Raw genomic sequence first — 19281 nt, forward strand, 5'->3', positions numbered from 1 at the left:
TTGTTATTCTTTAATTTATAATAACAAAAAAAAGAAGATTTGAAAACGATTTATTGAATTTTTTTATATTTTTTCTTAGAATTACACGATTTCAATCTAGTTTCCCCTTTTTCTCACATAACTAATACCAAGATATAATTGTAATTTATAAGTGACAGATTTGTTTGAAACTGTTAGCCTTTTGTTCGTGTAAACCTCCGAAAAAGCATCTAAACTATTCTGTGAGGAGGGAATTTCATGATTGTTATTCAAGCTATTGTATTTATCCTGTTATTGATTGGATTGCTTATTGGACTCACAGAAAATTAAGAATCCCTTGTTGACATAGCAATTAATTGCGAAAAAAAAATAAGGGTGCTACACTGATTACAGGAAGGAAAATTTAACAGAAAATTCCAACCACAATTTACATTAATAAAAAAAGAGGTGACTTACATGACATTTACTAAAACAAATATTGAATACCGAGTTGCATTTGATACTGTATCCAATCAATTTATGGCAATTGATGCTACAAATGAAAACAACGTAGCATTTGGTATCACGATTGAACAAGCTGTCCGTGCATTAAATGAATCCAAATAAGGAGTGAATCATTTCTAATGACCGAAAACAACTCGGGATCGAAAAAAGAATAAAGACGTTTGCAACTAATACAGTTAGCAAACGTCTTTTATTATTTATTCAATTTGAGTTTGTGCTTTATTTTCCCCCATGAAATTTTGCTGATTCCCAGAAAGATTAGAACCATCGCAATTTGCATGATTGGTACTCCTGCCCCCGTATACACACTTAGAAAATAATCTTTTTGCTCTGGCGAGTAGGAACAAAACCATGAAACCCCAAATAAAAATAAAAACTGGGTCAATATCAAACCACTAGTAATGACTAGTGCAGAACAATAAAAACCACGATCTTTTTTAGCATAGATTGAACCTAAGATCAAAAATAAAAATCCTAAAATCGCTAAACATAGAACAACACCACTTGTCTTTTGATAAATCGCAATCATAATATTAGAGATTTTCGCTGTTTTTGATAAAACTAAAATCGGCGGTTGTGGATCTTCACTATTAATCCAATTATTCAATAAAGGAACCCGCAAAAAGTTTTGCGCTGCTTCTACATCCGCATGGGTTCCAAAACTGTAATTCCCTCCTTGATGAAAATCTTTGTAAAATAAATTATCACTATAAGCTGTCCTAAAAAAATCTAAGAGTACTGGAATATCCTCGGCAATCTTCCCATCTCCTGTACTCATTAAGTAGACTTCACGTTTCTTCTTCAAATCTCCCTTACGATAAGCAGCCCTTAACTCTTGATTGACTTGTTTCCAAAATTCATTGGTTTCTTTTGCGTTATTTTGATAGTAGCCAGACTCATTCAACACATCTCGCAGTGCCCAAAAAATAATGTCTCCCTTTAATTCCTTTACTTTTCCTGCCTGAGTCCAAGCATGTGTCGTATATAATTCTTTGATTCTAGCAGCTTCTTTAGCAAAAGCAGGTGACACAGCTAATGCTTTATTTAACGCTTCATGAGAAACCCAAATCCTACTGTTCTCTTTGTTTATGTTCGTTCCATCATCTATTCGAATCAAGTTCTTCATCAATTGAGCAAACTCTCCGCTCGTACGATCATTGACTACTGCAAGATGATAGACTTCTTCATTTTTATGCTTAATCATTTGGTTTGTCACGATAAAGCTGATCATAGGAAGAAAAAACAAACTGAGTTTGATCAGTTTTCTTCGATCAAAGGTAATTTGTGAAAGAAACTTTTCAACAGTTTTCGTTGGTCTAAAATCCACTCCTAATAAAATCTGAACAAAACTAATGATTAAGGCTGCCAGAACAAACGGCAACAACCAGAGTGAATCTTCGCGAATATACCAGTAAAATGGAAAGATTAGAGACAACAAGAAAAACCAAGGTAAAATAGTTTTTGTTGCACGATATTTACGATAATAAATAGCTAATAAACAAGCAACGATAATTACGACAGATGGAATTACAATGGCGTTTCGATAAATACGTGTCGAATATTCATGGGTAAAACCGATTGGTGAAAATAAAAAAAAGACATAGATAAAAAACAAGATACTATTCTTTTTAACGATCGGCTTTACACTCAGTGTAATCAGCACGCTAGCTAAAATATTAAACCCACCTAATAATAGCGAGTATGGTAGCTGAATTTTATTGGCAAAAGCTAAAAATAAGCTATAAGAAATACCTTTTGATAAAGTTTTAGCATTGTACTCTCCTAACCACTGCCCGTCCACTAAGTTACGGGCATAATGAATAAAAAGCTGGTCATCATAGCTAGCTGTCATATCGATGCTGTAAGTCGCTTTGTAATAGAGATAAAGACGTATTAGTGTAAGAATTAGAGCGATACCACAAATAAAATAAAGTTGTTTTTGCCTAACATACTGAAGCATTTCCTTTACTCTATCCATGTACCCTAACCTTTCCTCCGCCTTTCTTCTTGATACTAATCATATTTGATAATTTATTTTTAACCAATTCACTCAACTCCTTATTCAATAAGCCTCTAATAAGTATAGCAAAAATTCATTTCATTGATATTAACCTTAAAAGATTCTTATTAACTTGTTTGATTGCTTTTTTAGCAGGTTCTAAGCGTTAAAAACAAGAATTATACTGTACTAACTTAATGACTGATCTTTTCCACTTTGTAACTATCGTAATCTGCTGTTGTGCAAATCATTTCCTTTATATATCTATTTTTATCAATAGGTGATCAAAAATTCACATTTTTTATTTTGTAATTTAATTTTTAGATAAAAAACAACTTTGTATATCTTTAGAGAAGTATTACAGAATGATATATTTTTTTATTAGGAGGTTTATTTCTTTCATTCCTACATGGAAGGAAAATATTTTTATTTTTGGAGGAAAAAATGGGAACTTTTTTAGTGTTAGTAGGTTTAATTGGTATTTGTTGGGGGTTAGTAGGACTGATTCGATCATTTTTCAAAAAAGGGAATAAAAAACGAAACTTTATTATTATAGGAACAGCATTTATTCTTATGATTTTCGGAGCGTCTATCTCTCCTACCAGTCATTCCGATAGTTCAAAAGCAAGCACACAATCTGAAAAAAAGATCGAAACAAAAAGAACATCAAGTACTTCTAGTGAAGAACAGCTGAAACAAAAAGCTGAACATAAAGAAAAAGAAAAACGGAAGCTTGATGCTGAGCGTAAGAAACAAGAAGAAGAAAAACAAAAACTTGAGGCTGAGCGCAAAAAACAAGAAGAAGAAAAACAGAAAATTGAAGCTGAGCGCAAAAAACAAGAAGAAGAAAAACAGAAAATTGAAGCTGAGCGTAAAGCACAAGAAGAACGTCAAAAACAAGCTGAAAATGAAGCAACAACAGCACTTCATCCAACTAGAGAAAACTATAACTCAGCAGCTACTTTAATCCAGGCTATTCCAAACGGCAATCACACTTGTCTGCTCGACTAGCTACAGTAGATGCAACGATCAAAGCAAATGAGGCAGCTGAAGCAGAACGACAACGGCAAGCTGCGGCCGCACAAGAACAAGCCAATCAAGTTGCAGCAGCACAAACACCGCAACAAAACAACGAACAAACGGTTTATATTGCTCCAGATCATGGTACAAAATATCATTTAAATCCGAACTGTTCGGGACTTAACAATGCAAATTCTGTCGTAGCTATCTCGCTGCAAGAGGCCCAAGCACGTGGATATACGTTGTGTAAGCGTGGTTAATCTAAAATAATAAAATGAACTGTGACAGCAGTGTCTAGCTCTGATAACTAAGCCGGAGAATCCGAAAATAGTCTCTACTATTTTGGACTCTCCGGCTTATTTCAAGGAGTTGATGCTTGAACACCGTGAATCAGAGGTTGTGAAAAGAGCGTTTTGACCTGAACGTTAAGGATGAAAATCTCGAAACAGCTCTCCATGTTTTGAGATTTTTTGACTTATCGCCGAAGGTCAGCTCTTTGAACACCGTTTATCCATTTTCAAAGCACAAAATAAGATTTATCTCCCTAATTTATTTTTTTTGTGAACATTTCCGGTGTTCGGTCTCTCCTAACTTTACTTAAGCATGGTCATACAAAAAAACAGAAAATTTTTACAGCCATTCCCCTGATATTAATAGTCGGATATTAGCTTAAATACCATAAATTTTTTTGCGTTTCTCCTTTACAAAAAGAACGTTCGTTCGTATAATGCTATTAAAGAATATTTATGGATTGGCATCCTCGAAATCGCTCATAAGGGAGAGTCCACAATGATTAAGAAATATGGCACAGTAACAAAAATAAAAATACTACAAATTGGGGCTCGTCCCTTGATAAGATTTAGCTTGAATGATACGAACTGTTTAATCGCTGGTCATGGTTTAAACTTTCTTGCTGAAGTAGATGAAGGAATGAAATTAGTAATCAGTGGCTATTATAATCAAAGAAACCAATTGGTCGTCAAAGAATATCATGTGCTCGGTCCCACGAAAATACTGATTGATTTTAAAAAAATCAAGAAAGAATTTATTGGTAAAAAATAAAAATTGGTTTTGAAGTATATAACTCCCGTCTAAAAAAATCAGAACTTTTTTGTCAAAGAAAAAAGGTATCCATCTGTCTCAGCGAGTAGGTTTGGATACCTTTTTAAATCAGCAAAATTAGGTTTATTTTTTATTTATACATAAATGCTGTTCTAGGATTACTTGTTGTTCCTATCTCTTTGGTACCTTTCTATCTTTAAACGGATGATATGGTTAATTGCTTACTTGATTAAAGTCAGAAATGATATCATTCAACTCCGTTTGAAGTGTCGAAACAATCAAATGAAAATTTTCTTCATCCGTTTTATCATATGGGGATGTTTTTGTTACATAAAGTAGCTTCTCGTTTTCTATTTTCATTAGAACCTGTGTTGCGGTTTGTACTTTGTTTTGATAATTAAACGCAGACATTCCACTTTGAATAATCGTTATGATTGCGGAAGCAATCGAAACGACTAATAACAAAGACTTATGATCAGATGCCTCGTGAATTAAAATAGGGATAGCAGCAGATAATACGATTTTTATAATATTCCCTATGCCAATGATTCTATTATACGATTGAATATCTTTTTTTAATTTATTAATTGTAGAATCAATCGATTCAATAAACGCTTTTTGATCCATATCATTTCTCCATTCACTTTATTAAAATTTGGTCGTAAAACTATTATAATTGGATTTACCTATGTTTCAGCTAATTACAAATCAAAACAAACGGCTATTAAATAACAATAATTATTTTATCAAAATAATGATATATTTGTCAATGATAGTATTCGTGCACGGATAAAAGCTATTGAAAAGATCTGAACAAAGATTTAATCATTACAGACGACATAAAAATCACATTTGATGTATGCTCACAATCTCTGACCAACCGAGCAAAGTAAGCTTGATTGATTTAAAAAATTTAAACTGTGAATACTATTGCCCACAGAATTGACAAACGTGCCCATCTCTCCCCTAACTGTCCATAATGGTAGATATGTGTAAGCAGTGCCTAACCGAAAAGTTGGCATGAAGCATGAAGATATAAGTCATAAAGATATCTCTATTATTCAACTATATGATCAAGTGTCATATGAAAGTATTGAACGAACTTCGATAAGTCCAATGACTATATCAATAATCAACAACGAAAATTTTCTGGACAAAATATTTCTCTGCCAACAAACCAAAAAAGGATGGCTATAATTAGCCATCCTTTTTTATAAATACCTCAATGAGTATCATTTTTCATTTTAAAGGCAAATTGTTTTGGATAATTATTTTTAATAATTACCTATAACTCCTTATCTTAAAGACGTTCGTTCAATTCTTTGGCAAGGTCTTCAAAGCCTGGTTTACCTAGAAGTGCGAACATGTTTTTCTTATATGCTTCAACACCAGGTTGGTCAAATGGGTTAATTCCATTTAAGTAACCTGAAATACCTACAGCAATTTCAAAGAAGTACATTGTATAACCTAATGTGTAAGCATCCATTTCTGGAATTTTAACTAATAAGTTTGGTACGTCGCCATCTGTATGAGCCAATAAAGTTCCTTCAAAAGCTTTTGTATTGACGAAATCTACTTCTTTTCCTTCCAAGTAACCTAAACCATCTAGGTCTTCAGCTTGTTCTGGAATTGTAATTGATTTACGTGGTTTTTCAACTTTAACGATCGTTTCAAAGATGTTACGGCGTCCTTCTTGAATATATTGACCTAGTGAATGTAAGTCAGTTGAGAAGTTCGCACTTGAAGGGTAGATTCCTTTTTGGTCTTTACCTTCTGATTCACCGTATAATTGTTTCCACCATTCAGAGAAATATTGCATTCCTGGTTCATAGTTGATCAATAATTCAGTTACTTTCCCTTTACGGTAAAGGATGTTACGCATTGCTGCATATTGATAAGCTTCGTTTTCTTCTAGTTTATCACTTGAATAAGCTTTGCTTGCATCTGCAGCTCCTTGCATCAACGCATCGATATCTGCTCCACTAACAGCGATTGGTAGTAATCCTACTGCTGTTAAAACAGAGAAACGTCCACCGATGTCATCAGGAATCACGAATGTTTCCCAACCTTCTGCGTCGGCTTCTACTTTAACTGCACCTTTTGCTTTATCAGTTGTTGCATAAATACGTTTATTCGCTTCTTCTTGACCATATTTTTTAACAAGTAATTCTTTGAAGACACGGAATGCAATAGCTGGTTCAGTCGTTGTACCTGATTTTGAAATCACGTTTACTGAGAAGTCACGATCTCCGATTACTTCAATCAAATCAGCGATATAAGTTGAGCTGATTGAGTTTCCTGCAAAGAAAATTTGTGGTGCTTTACGTTGTTCACCATCTAATAAATTGAAGAAAGTGTGGTTTAAGAAATCGATTGCTGCACGAGCGCCTAGGTAAGAACCACCGATTCCGATAACTACTAAAACTTCAGAATCAGATTGGATTTTTTTCGCTGCTTCTTTGATACGAGCAAATTCTTCTTTGTCGTAATTAGTAGGTAGATCGATCCAACCACGGAAATCACTTCCTGCGCCTGTACCTTCACGTAATACTTTATCTGCCATTGATACTTGGCTTTGCATGTAACCTAACTCATGTTCATTAACAAATGGTGCTACTTTTGAATAATCAAAATGAATATGTGCCATTTTTTATTCCTCCTTTAAAAGATCAATATACAGCTTATACTTTACGTTTTTTTTTACAATTTTTCAAGCAAATAAATGAATTGAAGCTAATATTTACAAGAAAATTTCAAACACTAAACTAATCCTTGCGCATACATCACTTTCGCTACTTTTTCAAAACCTGCAACATTTGCTCCTAGCAATAGATTTTTTTCATTGCCATAAGCTGCTGCCGTTTGGCGACACGTTTGATAAATATTTTTCATGATTTCATCTAATTGGCGATCCACTTGTTCACTTTCCCAAGACAATCGTTGAGCATTTTGACTCATTTCTAATGCTGAGACAGCGACACCGCCGGCATTAGCTGCTTTCCCAGGACAATACCACACATTGGCTTTTTCAAAAACATTGACAGCTTCAAGAGTACATGGCATGTTTGCGCCTTCTGCGATGATTTTCACTCCACATTCAACCAAGTTGTTAGCCAGCGTTTCGTCTATCTCGTTTTGAGTAGCGCAAGGAAGCGCGATATCTGCAGTTTCTTTCAAAGTCCAGACAGATTGACCAGCATGATAGACAGCAGAATCACGTTTTTCTGCATAAGCGGTCAACCGTTCCCTTTTTTCTTCTTTGACTTCTTTTAATAGTGCCAGGTCGATTCCTTCTGGATCATAGATAAACCCACTGGAATCAGAACATGTGATGACTTTCCCACCTAATTCTTGAACTTTTTCAATGGCATAGATTGCAACGTTTCCGCTACCAGATACCATAACTGTTTTTCCTTCAAAAGAGTCTTTTTCTGCTTGTAAAAGATGTTTGACATAATAAACCAATCCGTATCCAGTTGCTTCCGTACGAATCTTACTTCCCCAAAAATCTAATGGTTTTCCAGTAAGGACACCGGCATCATATTGTTTTAATCGTTTATATTCTCCAAACAAATAACCGATTTCTCTGGCACCGACTCCAATATCTCCAGCAGGTACATCGATGGATGGACCGATATGCTTGGATAGCTCCAGCATGAAACTTTGACAAAAACGCATGATTTCATCGTCTGATTTTCCTTTTGGATCAAAGTCACTTCCGCCTTTTCCTCCACCAATTGGTAGACCAGTTAGACTATTTTTGAAAATTTGTTCAAAAGCTAGAAATTTAAGAATACTTAAATTCACACTCGGATGGAATCTCAACCCACCTTTATAAGGGCCGATTGCTGAATTGTACTGAATGCGGTATCCACGATTGACTTGCCAGTTTCCTTCGCCATCTTGCCACGGCACGCGAAATTGAATGATTCTTTCTGGTTCTGATAACAATCCTAAAATATTTCGTTTGATGTATTCAGGATGTTTTTCTAAAAATTGAGTAGCTGAAGGCATAAATTCATCAATGGCTTGTAAAAATTCGACTTGTCCTGTGTCTTTTTGATGAATATTATTTTGAATTCGTTGGACGTATTCTGTTGCGTTTGTCATTGTTTCACACTCCTTTTATAATCTTCTTTTATTTTAGCCTATTTTTATTAGATGCTCAAAACATTTCCTGCTTTCTTTTCATAAATATGCTACACTTTCTCTGAGGTGAGGAAATGGAAACAACCTATGATGTGATTGTAGTCGGTGCTGGAACTAGTGGTATGATGGCTGCAATTAGTGCGGCTGAATATGGCGCAAAGGTTCTCTTAATTGAAAAAAATAAAAAAGCTGGAAAAAAATTATTAATGACAGGTGGCGGAAGATGTAATGTCACGAATAACCGTCCAGTTGATGATTTGATTGCTCATATTCCTGGAAATGGCAAATTTTTATACAGTACATTTTCCCAATGGAATAATTTTGATATCATGGAATTTTTCGAATCTCAAGGTGTTCATCTAAAAGAAGAAGATCATGGTCGGATGTTCCCTGTGACGAATAAGTCAAAAACGATTATCGAAGCCTTGATCCATCGTTTAAATGAATTAAATGTTACGATGCTCTTTGGCACCCGAGTCGAAAAATTAGTGCATAGCGACGGAAAAATCTATGGCGTACGAACGGAATTTGAAGAATTTCAATCCTCTTGTGTCGTATTAACTACTGGGGGGCGAACCTATCCGTCGACTGGTTCTACAGGTGATGGCTATAAAATCGTTAAAAAAGTCGGTCACACTGTCACTCCCTTGTATGCAACAGAATCTCCACTGGTTTCTGAAGAAACTTTTATCAAGGATAAAACCTTGCAAGGATTATCTTTACAAGATATTTCTTTAAGCGTATTAAACAAGAAAGGTAAAGTCATCACCGAACATGTTATGGACTTGCTTTTCACGCATTTTGGGATTTCTGGACCTGCGGCATTGAGATGTTCAAGTTTCATCAATCAAGAGTTGCAAACGACTGGAGAACCTGTCACGGTCGTCTTAGACTGTTTTCCGAATCGTTCGCTTCAAGAATTGATCAACGAATTGACTGCTAAAAGCCAACAATCCAAGAAAACATTGAGTAATGCTTGGCATGGCTTTTTACCTGAACGCTTGCTTCTCTTTTTCCTTGAAAAAAGTGGATTAACGGAACAAACTGGTAGTCAAACGACAGAAAAAGAGATCCAACAATTTGCGGAGCTTTGCAAAAATTTTTCTTTCAAAATAACCAAAACTTTTGCCATCGAAAAGTCTTTTGTGACTGGTGGTGGCGTTTCACTAAAAGAGATCAATCCAAAAACATTAGAAAGCAAATTGGTCAATGGATTATTTTTTGCTGGTGAATTGCTAGATGTTAATGGATATACTGGTGGGTTCAATATTACTGCGGCTTTTGCAACTGGACATGTAGCAGGAATGAATGCCGCTTTTCTTAGCTAATTAAACGAAAACAGTAACGAAGGGAGTAGAAGATGTCTGACTCTTTTCGTTACTGTTTTTTCTTTTTTTAGTTGATAAACTGATGAATTGCCGACTGCATCACAGTACAAGATCAGCAAAAGTCCCTTTAGTTAAATCACAAATGGCTTGAGGTGCTAGCTCCATTTGGTGTCCTCTTTTTCCTGCTGATACAATGATCGTTTCTTGTGATTGTGCTGTTTGTTCTAAATAAGTAGGAAATAATTTCTTCATCCCAATTGGCGAGCAACCACCACGAATATAACCAGTGGTAGCTTCTAAGTCTTTCAGATGTAACATTTCTACTTTTTTGTTTCCAGATACTCTTGCTAATTTTTTTAGATCTAACTCTCGATTACCAGGAATGACCGCTACGATCGTTCCTGTTTTGTTTCCAACCGCTACGAGTGTTTTATAAATGCGGTGTTCACTTTCAGAAAGTTGCTCAGCGACAGAAGATGCACTTAAATGTGCTTCATCCCAAGCATACTCATGTTCAGTATACTTGATTTTCTTTTGTTCTACTAAGCGGATCGCATTTGTTTTCACTTGTTTTTTCTTTGCCAACATTTTCACCTTCAAATTAGATTGTTTCAATTTAATAATTTGATTATTGATTTTAGTTCCTTTACAGTGATTTGTCCAGGTGCTGATGCTTTTTCAGAGGTTAACGCACCAAAAGTCATGACCGAACCAGTCAAATTTCCCGATAAGCGCGAAATCATTCCGAGCTGTCCCATTGACATTGTAATCAGAGGCATGGACACAAACGCTCTTGCCCGTCTCGTTAGCTCCATCAAACGTAACACATCTCGTTCGTTATGGGGCATTACCGCTATTTTACCGATATCTGCACCAAGATGTTCCATCATATTTAATTGATACAATAAGACTGGATCAGCTGGGGTCTCTTTAAAATTATGACTGCTGATAATCATCGGGATGTTGCGCTGTTTGATTTCTGCTAACAACTCTTTTTCAAGGCTTTCAATTTTTTCTAATTCTAAATCAACCATATCGACTAAACCAGAGCGGATCATCTGTAGGTACAACTCGTGGTATGCTCGGATCGTTATATCTCGTTTGCCACCTTCTGCTATTGTTCTAAAAGTGAAAAGCACCGGTAACCCGTCGAGCATCTCATGGATCAGCACCAACGTTTCTGTGACTTTTTCATATTGAAAGACATCTTCATAATAATCAATTCGCCACTCCACTAAATCAGCACCAGCTTCTTTGGCTAAAATTGCTTCTCGCAAAAGTTCTTCACGAGTGTCTCCGATCATTGGCGCACAAATTTTAGGATGTCCTTTTCCTAAGTTTAGTCCTTTCACTTGCACCATCTGTCCTCCCCCCTTATTTCCTAATTTGATAGATAAATACTTTTAGATAATCCCCTTCTGGAAAGGCTTCAATGGTTTGAAAATCTTGTGGTAATCGAAAACGAGTGATTTCTTCATATTCAACATTGGCTAGCATTAGTTCATTTTCGATCATTTTTTTGAACTGATCGGTACTCACGTTAGCTGCGTTCGTTGAAGCGATAAGCGTTCCCTCGTCCGATAAAATAGCCAAGCTATCTTTAACCAATTCGCCATAATCTTTGGCTACTCGGAACACTTTCTTTTTGTTTCTCGCAAAACTTGGAGGGTCAAGCACAATGAGATCATAAGTCAGCTGCTTTCTTTTAGCATATTTAAAATAGGCAAAAACATCCATCACAATGATTTTTTGTGTCTGAAGATCCAAACCGTTGATTTCAAATTGTTCCTGTGTTTTTTTCAAACTTCGCTTTGCTAAGTCAACACTCGTGGTCTCCAAAGCACCACCCATTGCTGCCGCAACTGAAAAAGCCCCAGTATAGCTAAACATATTCAAAACAGACTTTCCTAGACCAAGTCCATCGATCAAAGCTCCTCGGACTTCTTTTTGATCTAAAAAGATGCCTGTCATCAGCCCTTCATTCAAATAAGTGGCGTAAGAGACGCCATTTTCTTTGATGATTAAAGGTTCAGGAGCTGTTTCTCCATAAACATACTGACTTTCAGGAAATTCATTTGTTTCAAAACGGATTTTTTCGTAAGCACCCTTTATCTCAGGATAAACTTGTTGAAACGCTGAGAAGAGCAAATGTCGGTAAGTATAAAGAGTTTCATTATACCAAGAAAATACTGCATAGTGTTCATAATAATCAATGATCAGACCACCGATGCCATCCCCTTCTCCGTTAAATAAACGAAATGCTGTTGTTTGTTCATCTATGAAAAAAGCTTGTCTTTTTGCTTTAGCTTCAGAAAACTTTTTCTCAAAAAATGCCTGGTCAAACGTTTCATTTTGTTGACTCAAAACCCAACCGATTCCTTTGTTTTGTTTACCTAAATAGCCCTTAGCTAAGAAATTATCTTGTTGATCAACCAATTCGATCCACTGCGTGGTTTCATTGTACGACTGGACCAAATCTTCCTTTTGAATCAATGGATAACCGTTCTTGATACGATTTCCTGCTTTTTTCTTAATTTGTACTTTCATTGACTCACCTACTTTACCTTTATCATTAATCAGTATACCAAATATTAAGCAGGCTGTCTTAGTGCTAGCGTTCACAAAAGAATAAGAAATCCTTAATCACCGGTGTAAGCGTTTGGTTTCGATTGACACTGGATTTGCGTACTAGTAAAATAGGATGGAATATGTAGTTTGAGCAATCATAACTTCATAACACTCTGTAAATGAGAAGAGTGGGGAAAGGGAGATTACATTGAGACGAATAAAAACACCCGCCTTTTTGAATAAAAGGCTCGGATTTTTTTCTTTATTAGCTGTTTTACTTTGGCTAAAAACAATTTTTGCCTATTTGTTTGATTTCAATTTAGGCATCGAAAGTGGCATACAATACTTTATACTGTTTATCAATCCGATCGCTACCACGTTGTTGTTAATGGGGATTGCGTTATATGTGAGACGGACGAAAGCGTCTTATATTACAATGATGGTCATTTATTTCCTATTGACTTTACTGGTGTTCTCCAACGTAACTTATTATCGTGAGTTTACGGATTTTATTACGATCAATACCATCTTGGGGGCAGGAAAAGTAGCTAGCGGGCTTGGAGAAAGTGCTATTCGCTTATTTAGACCATATGACGTCCTTTATTGGATCGACTTTATCATTGTCGCTGCATTATTGATAACCAAAAAAATCAAAATGGATCCACAACCGATTCGTGCACGAATGGCTTTTGCGATCTCGACTTTGTCAGTCATGATTTTTTCTGGAAATTTATTTTTAGCAGAAGCCGATCGCCCAGAGTTATTGACTCGTACTTTTTCTAGAGATTATTTAGTCAAATATTTAGGTATCAATGCGTTTACCGTCTATGATGGTATCCAGACTTACCAAACGAACCAAGTACGAGCAGAAGCAAGTCCTAATGATCTGAAAGAAGTAGAAAGTTATATCAAAGATCACTATGCTGAACCAAATGATGAAACATTTGGTATTGCTAAAGGAAAAAATGTGATTTATATCCATTTAGAAAGTTTCCAACAATTCTTGATCGACTATAAACTAAAAGATGCCAATGGTGTAGAACATGAAGTAACGCCATTTCTGAATAGTTTATATCATAGTAACAGTACATTTAGCTTTGACAATTTCTTCCATCAAGTTAAAGCAGGTAAAACCAGTGATGCTGAAACCTTATTTGAAAATTCACTATTTGGTTTAAATCAAGGATCGTTATTCACTCAATTAGGTGGAAAGAATACCTTCCAAGCTGCTCCTGATATTTTGAGTCAGACACAAGGTTATACGAGTGCTGCCTTCCATGGTAACGCTGGTACATTCTGGAATCGTAATGAGACCTATAAAAAATTAGGTTACAACTATTTCTTTGATGCTTCTTATTATGATGTCAATGACGACAATTCATTCCAATATGGATTGCATGATAAACCGTTCTTCCAACAATCAGTACAATATTTAGAACATTTACAACAACCTTTTTATTCTAAATTTATTGCGGTATCTAATCATTATCCTTATTCTAAGTTCACAAACGAAGAAGCAGGCTTCCCACTAGCTACGACAAATGATGAAACGATCAACGGATACTTTGCAACAGCGAATTATCTCGATACAGCAGTTGAAGAATTTTTCAACTATTTGAAAGCTAGTGGTCTTTATGATAATTCTGTCATCGTCCTTTATGGTGATCACTACGGAATTTCTAACTCTAGAAATAAATCGTTAGCGGAACTAGTGGGTAAAACAAGTGATACATGGACCAACTTTGACAATGCACAAATGCAACGAGTTCCCTACATGATCCATCTTCCTGGACAAACAAACGGTGGAATCAATCATACCTATGGCGGACAAGTGGATGCATTACCTACTCTACTCCATCTGTTAGGAGTAGATACCAAAAATTACAATCAGCTAGGACAAGATCTCTTCTCTAAGCAACATGATCAACTTGTTACTTTCCGTGATGGTGATTTTATTACTCCTAAATACACTTATTATGGCGGAACGATTTACGATAACAAAACCGGACAAGCCATTACAGAACCGACTCAAGAAGTTCAAAATGAAATTGATGCATTGAAAGAAAAAGCGAATAAACAGTTAGCTGTTTCAGATCAAATAAACAATGGTGACTTACTCCGCTTTTCTACAGATACTGGGTTAGACCCAATTGAAGCAAGTCAATTTGATTACAAAAACGGCATGAAACAGTTGCTTGAAAAAGAAAAAGAACTAGGTGACAAATCAACAAGTGTCTTTAGTCAAAACAATAACCAATCAACAAAAGATCTATATGAAACCAAAACTTACCAACAAATAAATGGGACACAGACGAGTGATTCAGTTCCTTCTTCTGAATCTGATAAATAGCTAGCCTTTCTTTCAAAAAGATTACGTGCCCATAGAAGTAATGATTATAAAAGCTAAGATTGACGAAAACCAATTCTTGTTTTTCGTTAATTCTTAGCTTTTTTCATGCACTTTAATTTGAGTTACTCTGGCGTTTTTCTAGAAAATAGAGCTTAAACTCACGTATTAGAACCATCCATGAACATTGGATTTTATTCACAAAATATAGCGGAACAGTTGATTTATCGTCATTTTCGTTTATTAAAAAATAGGGATTTCCTGATTTTACTATATGAATTTCATACTTTATTCATATTCATTTTCTATAATTTAAAATGAGGTGAAAGTGATGAGAATACTCCGCTATTCAGTTGCAAGAATGCGTTATTATAAAAAACAGACACTTTTTAGTTGCTTATTTACAAGTGTCATTGCTTTTTTATTGATGCTTGTATGTAACTTATATCATTTACAATCAACACTTTATGCACAAATTGAAGATCGTCTTAGTTTCTTGGACACGACGTCCTTAAAAGTACACTTTCCGTCTTTTCTATCAGTGAAACAATTTTATGTCGAGCTGATCTTGTTGTTACTGTTCTTGTTTGTTGGCGCATTTATCTTTTTCTTTCAGCGAACATTAAAACAAGACCAACGTGAATTGATCAACTGGCGTTTAGCTGGTTTATCGAAAACTAGAATTTTTCTTTTGATCATCTGGCAAATGATCTTACCATTACTGATCTGTTGCACACTCTTATTTATTGGAATTGTGCTTTTTCAAAACATTTATCAAGCACTGTTACAACATCTTAATTTTTGGAGTCTAAGATTATTTGAATTACCTGACACCCATTCACTTATATCGACTACTCGACCATTAGCCATACCGATGGATCAACAAACTTTTTTTAAAATTGATTTTGTAAACGATGCTTTTTTCTTCGATACGTTTAAGAGTTTCCTACAAACGGTTGGCCTTCTTATCTCCATCAGTCTATGCATTAGTCTCTTACAATTTACGATTTTCTATCAACGTTTAAAAAAAGGTAAGGTGATCTTTCATGAATACATGTAAGCCAATAATGTCTTTAGGAGAATTAGCTGTTATTCTTTGCCCAAAAGCAAAACAAGAAGAACTATTAACAGCGCTAAAAAAACAAGCGATTGTATCGAGTCCCAAACAATTACTTATCGTCCAAAAAGATTGGCCTCTCTTCCCTTATTTAAAAACCAAAGATCAAGTACTACTGAATTTATCTGAAAATAAAAAAGAACGTTTATCTTTTCAAGAAATGCTCAAAATTGATCCAGCACTTCTTAACAGAGAACCTGATCAACTCTCTCTTTTTGATAAAATCAAACTTCAATTGTTGCATGCGTTACTTGCTAAAAAAGACAAACTCATCATTGAAGAAGTGCTGGATGAACTTAAAGTAATTGAAGCACAAGAAATTCTTGATCTATTTGATTATCTAGTCAAAAACAAAAAAATCGCCATTCTATTACTGACTCATGATGAAACCATTGCTCATAGTCAGTATGTCGACCAAATCTATGATGAACGATAAAAAGAGGTCGTGGAAAGAGCAACTCGACCTATGCAATAAGGATGAAACTCACAGCTTCCTATGTTTTGAGAGTTTCATCCTTATTGCCAAAGATCAGCTCTTTGAACACTATTTAGCTCCTCTCTTAATTGTTGAGGAGTTGTTTCTTGAACGCCGTTTAGCAAGAGGCTGTGAAAGAAGCGCTTATTGTTGAGGAATTGCTTCTTGAACGCCGTTTATTCGTTTTTAGAGATACTAAAAGAGACTGAACCAATTTTTGGATCAGTCTCTTTGTTTATTTTATTTCTACATCTGGTAATTTAACTGTAAATGTTGTTCCTGTCCCCAATTCGCTTTCTACTTCCAGCTTTCCTTTATGAAGCCGAACTAACTGTTGAACGATTGGAAGTCCTAGTCCTGATTCCCCGTATTTTGTATTCTTTCTTGAGGGATCAACTTTATAATAACGGTCCCAAATACTCTTCATTTGTTGTTCAGTCATTCCGATACCTGTATCCTTAATTCGGATAATCGTTTCTAGATAACCTTTTTCTAAAGAGATCGTGATCGTTCCATTTTCTGTAAATTGAATCGCATTTTGGATGATATTCACCATGATTTGCACAAATCGGTCATAGTCTGCATACACTTCCACATCGTCTTCTGCTTGTAAAACTAAAACATTCCCTGCAGCTTCTGCTTTTGTTTCAAGCTGTGCCACAATATTTTTCAATGTTTCTGTACCATTGAATCTTTTAATAACCATACTGATTTGATTGGTTCTGATTTTTTCATAGTCTAGATTTTCGTTAACTAAGCGTATCAGTCGTTCTGTTTCATTTTTCATCAAGTTGATCGCATTTTCTCTTTGGTCTTCAGGAATTGCATTATATTTTAGACCTTCAAGTAACCCGTTGATTGTGGTTAGCGGCGTACGCATTTCGTGAGAAGCATCTGCCATAAATTGTCTTCGGCGGTTTTCTTGCTCTTCGATTTCAGCCTGTGATTCTTTTAAAGAATTCGTCATTTTGTTGAAGTCATCCGCTAATTCATCAAATTCATCTTTATCATGAACTGGCAATTGGACATCAAAATTTCCATTCGTGACTTCTTTCGTTGCATTACGTAAACGATTGATCCTTTTAACCTGAAAAGCAGCAAACGCATAACTCGCTAATATAGCAACAATACTTGAAAAAATAAAACCTTTAAACAGATTCAATGTGACCGACCGAACACTATTATCGATATTTTTAGCCGGTTGACTAACAACCAAGCCACCATAAAATTCATGATTTAAATTAAAAGGTACTAAGGCATAAGACGTCGCTTGATTTTGTCCTAGTATATTTTTGTTGGAGGTAAATTTTACTTGTCTTCCATGACGCAGATTATCCCATTGTTCCGCTTTAATCGTAAAGTTCAATACCACATTATCAGTAGGATAAATGACCCGTTCGTTCTTATCGATAAAAATAAAATTGACATTTTGTTCTGATAAGACTTGTTCCGTTAATAATAATGCATTTTGAAACGCTTGATCTTGGCTTAATTGAGGAAACGTGTCTGTGTATGTCTGTGTTGTCTTCTCGACAGATTCTGCATAGCCAAAAAGTTGTTGGTAATTATTTTCTTCAATGGTTTGCTTAGTCAGTTGCGTAAAAGAAACACCTACGATCAAAATGATCATCGCGATCATTCCGCAAAAGGCTAATAACTGCTGGTAAAGATAGCGCATTAGGCCACACCAGAATCATCAAATTTATAACCTACGCCCCAAACCGTTTGAATGACTTGTGGTCCAACCTTTTCGATTTTTTTTCGAAGCTTTTTGATATGCGCATCAACCGTTCGTTCATCACCAAAGTATTGATAATCCCACACTAATTCCAGTAATTGTTCCCGAGAAAATACTTGGCGTGGTTTTTTAGCTAGTGTAAATAATAGATCAAACTCTTTCGGTGTCAAACCTTCGATTGGTGCTTTATTTAAATAAGCTTCACGTGTTTTTGTATTCATCTTAAAGTGATCTGTTTCGATATCGAAGTGATCGTCCGAGTTGTTTGTTTCTTCTTTTACCTCTACCAATTCACTACGACGGTGTAAAGCTTTCATTCGGGCAATCAAAGTTAGTGGGCTAAAAGGTTTGGTCACGTACTCATCTGCGCCCATCTCTAATCCAATAACCTGGTCACTTTCAGAATCACGAGCTGTTAACATAATGATCGGAACTGTACTAGAGACTTTCCGAATTTCTCTTCCAACAAGCATACCATCCATCGTTGGCAAGTTCAGGTCTAAAGTGATCATGTCCCAGTAATTCGGTCTTTCTAAAAAAGCATCTAGACCTTCTTTTCCGTCATATTTAAAAGTTGCTTCCCATCCTTCATTCAAAAAAAACATCTGCATCATTTCAGATACGGATTGATTATCTTCTATCATTAAAATATTCATTTTTTATTTCCTCCAATACTATCATCGAGTTCTTGTAATTTTTTTTCAGTTAAGATAAAAATCGGCATAATTGGAAAAACTAAAACCAACATCTCGATTATAAAATAGTTTGTCTGTCCAGTTAATTTTAGTAAATAGCCGATCAAGGCCATCAATAAACCGAAAATAAAAAAATATTTTCCACTTGTTTTTTGTGCTAACCGCCAGTGAACATCGGATTTTGTGGCACGCGGTGAGTGGTAACCATAAAAAGGCAGATTCCCTTTAGAAGGGATAAAAAGAAACAAACAACCTAGGATAGTCAAAAATACTCCGACAACTAAAAAAATCATATGATCC

The 19281-nt window shown here is 35.4% G+C and carries 17 protein-coding genes and 1 pseudogene; 8 read left to right on the forward strand and 10 right to left on the reverse strand.

Annotation, left to right across the window (positions count from 1 at the left end):
* Positions 1 to 435 precede the first annotated feature (435 nt).
* Complete coding sequence (locus IGK91_RS08070; RefSeq protein WP_010718765.1) at positions 436 to 585, forward strand: hypothetical protein; 150 nt, start codon at positions 436 to 438, stop codon at positions 583 to 585.
* A gap of 91 nt (positions 586 to 676) precedes the next feature.
* Here the strand turns inward: IGK91_RS08070 and IGK91_RS08075 are convergent, their stop codons facing one another.
* On the reverse strand, positions 677 to 2461 hold the full coding sequence (locus IGK91_RS08075) for a hypothetical protein (RefSeq protein WP_010737816.1): 1785 nt from the start codon (positions 2459 to 2461) through the stop codon (positions 677 to 679).
* Between the two features lie 465 nt (positions 2462 to 2926).
* Here IGK91_RS08075 and IGK91_RS08080 point away from each other — a divergent pair, with 465 nt between their 5' ends.
* The 3 genes from IGK91_RS08080 (at position 2927) to IGK91_RS08090 (ending at position 4564) form a co-directional block, all read left to right on the forward strand.
* The gene (locus IGK91_RS08080; protein WP_430605284.1) at positions 2927 to 3493 is read left to right on the forward strand and encodes a hypothetical protein; all 567 of its coding nucleotides are present in this window, start codon (positions 2927 to 2929) and stop codon (positions 3491 to 3493) included.
* Positions 3478 to 3762 (forward strand): hypothetical protein, encoded by a 285-nt coding sequence (locus IGK91_RS08085; RefSeq protein ID WP_228012170.1) that lies wholly within the window; start codon positions 3478 to 3480, stop codon positions 3760 to 3762. Before IGK91_RS08080 ends, IGK91_RS08085 begins: the two co-directional genes overlap by 16 nt.
* 529 nt (positions 3763 to 4291) lie before the next feature.
* The gene (locus IGK91_RS08090; RefSeq protein ID WP_010737819.1) at positions 4292 to 4564 is read left to right on the forward strand and encodes a hypothetical protein; all 273 of its coding nucleotides are present in this window, start codon (positions 4292 to 4294) and stop codon (positions 4562 to 4564) included.
* A gap of 213 nt (positions 4565 to 4777) precedes the next feature.
* Here the strand turns inward: IGK91_RS08090 and IGK91_RS08095 are convergent, their stop codons facing one another.
* The 3 genes from IGK91_RS08095 to gdhA all read right to left on the reverse strand — a co-directional run bounded on the left by IGK91_RS08095 (position 4778) and on the right by gdhA (position 8674).
* Positions 4778 to 5191: a DUF4231 domain-containing protein gene (locus IGK91_RS08095; RefSeq protein WP_010718761.1), complete on the reverse strand. Its 414-nt coding sequence runs from the start codon at positions 5189 to 5191 to the stop codon at positions 4778 to 4780.
* A 673-nt stretch (positions 5192 to 5864) separates the two neighbouring features.
* Positions 5865 to 7211, reverse strand: coding sequence for a glucose-6-phosphate isomerase (locus IGK91_RS08100; protein WP_010718407.1), 1347 nt, complete (start codon positions 7209 to 7211; stop codon positions 5865 to 5867).
* Between the two features lie 113 nt (positions 7212 to 7324).
* Positions 7325 to 8674: an NADP-specific glutamate dehydrogenase gene (gene gdhA, locus IGK91_RS08105; protein ID WP_010737842.1), complete on the reverse strand. Its 1350-nt coding sequence runs from the start codon at positions 8672 to 8674 to the stop codon at positions 7325 to 7327.
* Between the two features lie 113 nt (positions 8675 to 8787).
* Between gdhA and IGK91_RS08110 the strand changes: the two genes are divergently transcribed.
* The gene (locus IGK91_RS08110; protein WP_010737843.1) at positions 8788 to 10041 is read left to right on the forward strand and encodes an NAD(P)/FAD-dependent oxidoreductase; all 1254 of its coding nucleotides are present in this window, start codon (positions 8788 to 8790) and stop codon (positions 10039 to 10041) included.
* A gap of 99 nt (positions 10042 to 10140) precedes the next feature.
* On the opposite strand, the gene ybaK is transcribed toward IGK91_RS08110, so the two are convergent.
* Genes ybaK through IGK91_RS08125 form a run of 3 tightly spaced genes read right to left on the reverse strand, consistent with a single transcriptional unit; the run spans position 10141 to position 12588 of the window.
* The gene (gene ybaK, locus IGK91_RS08115) at positions 10141 to 10626 is read right to left on the reverse strand and encodes a Cys-tRNA(Pro) deacylase (protein WP_025480513.1); all 486 of its coding nucleotides are present in this window, start codon (positions 10624 to 10626) and stop codon (positions 10141 to 10143) included.
* Between the two features lie 26 nt (positions 10627 to 10652).
* Entirely contained in the window at positions 10653 to 11402 is a 750-nt protein-coding gene (aroD, locus tag IGK91_RS08120) for a type I 3-dehydroquinate dehydratase (protein ID WP_081123695.1), read from the reverse strand.
* A gap of 13 nt (positions 11403 to 11415) precedes the next feature.
* A complete protein-coding gene (locus IGK91_RS08125; protein WP_010737846.1) occupies positions 11416 to 12588 on the reverse strand; it encodes a class I SAM-dependent rRNA methyltransferase in 1173 nt (390 codons plus the stop codon).
* A gap of 229 nt (positions 12589 to 12817) precedes the next feature.
* Between IGK91_RS08125 and IGK91_RS08130 the strand changes: the two genes are divergently transcribed.
* The 3 genes from IGK91_RS08130 (at position 12818) to IGK91_RS08140 (ending at position 16509) form a co-directional block, all read left to right on the forward strand.
* The gene (locus tag IGK91_RS08130; protein ID WP_010718413.1) at positions 12818 to 14959 is read left to right on the forward strand and encodes an LTA synthase family protein; all 2142 of its coding nucleotides are present in this window, start codon (positions 12818 to 12820) and stop codon (positions 14957 to 14959) included.
* Positions 14960 to 15287: 328 nt separating this feature from the next.
* Positions 15288 to 16016, forward strand: coding sequence for a hypothetical protein (locus IGK91_RS08135; protein WP_181934339.1), 729 nt, complete (start codon positions 15288 to 15290; stop codon positions 16014 to 16016).
* Positions 16003 to 16509, forward strand: coding sequence for a hypothetical protein (locus IGK91_RS08140; RefSeq protein WP_081123696.1), 507 nt, complete (start codon positions 16003 to 16005; stop codon positions 16507 to 16509). The genes IGK91_RS08135 and IGK91_RS08140 overlap by 14 nt, the downstream gene beginning before the upstream one ends.
* A 274-nt stretch (positions 16510 to 16783) precedes the next feature.
* On the opposite strand, the gene IGK91_RS08145 is transcribed toward IGK91_RS08140, so the two are convergent.
* The 3 genes and pseudogenes from IGK91_RS08145 to IGK91_RS08155 all read right to left on the reverse strand — a co-directional run bounded on the left by IGK91_RS08145 (position 16784) and on the right by IGK91_RS08155 (position 19274).
* On the reverse strand, positions 16784 to 18226 hold the full coding sequence (locus IGK91_RS08145) for a sensor histidine kinase (RefSeq protein ID WP_010718416.1): 1443 nt from the start codon (positions 18224 to 18226) through the stop codon (positions 16784 to 16786).
* Positions 18226 to 18942 (reverse strand): response regulator transcription factor, encoded by a 717-nt coding sequence (locus IGK91_RS08150; protein ID WP_081123697.1) that lies wholly within the window; start codon positions 18940 to 18942, stop codon positions 18226 to 18228. Before IGK91_RS08150 ends, IGK91_RS08145 begins: the two co-directional genes overlap by 1 nt.
* A pseudogene (locus IGK91_RS08155) lies at positions 18917 to 19274 on the reverse strand (SdpI family protein). Before IGK91_RS08155 ends, IGK91_RS08150 begins: the two are co-directional and overlap by 26 nt.
* Between the last annotated feature and the right edge of the window lie 7 nt (positions 19275 to 19281).

This window comes from Enterococcus sp. DIV1208, from assembly GCF_050530455.1.
In the GTDB taxonomy this organism is placed as follows: Bacteria; Bacillota; Bacilli; order Lactobacillales; family Enterococcaceae; genus Enterococcus_B; species Enterococcus_B hirae.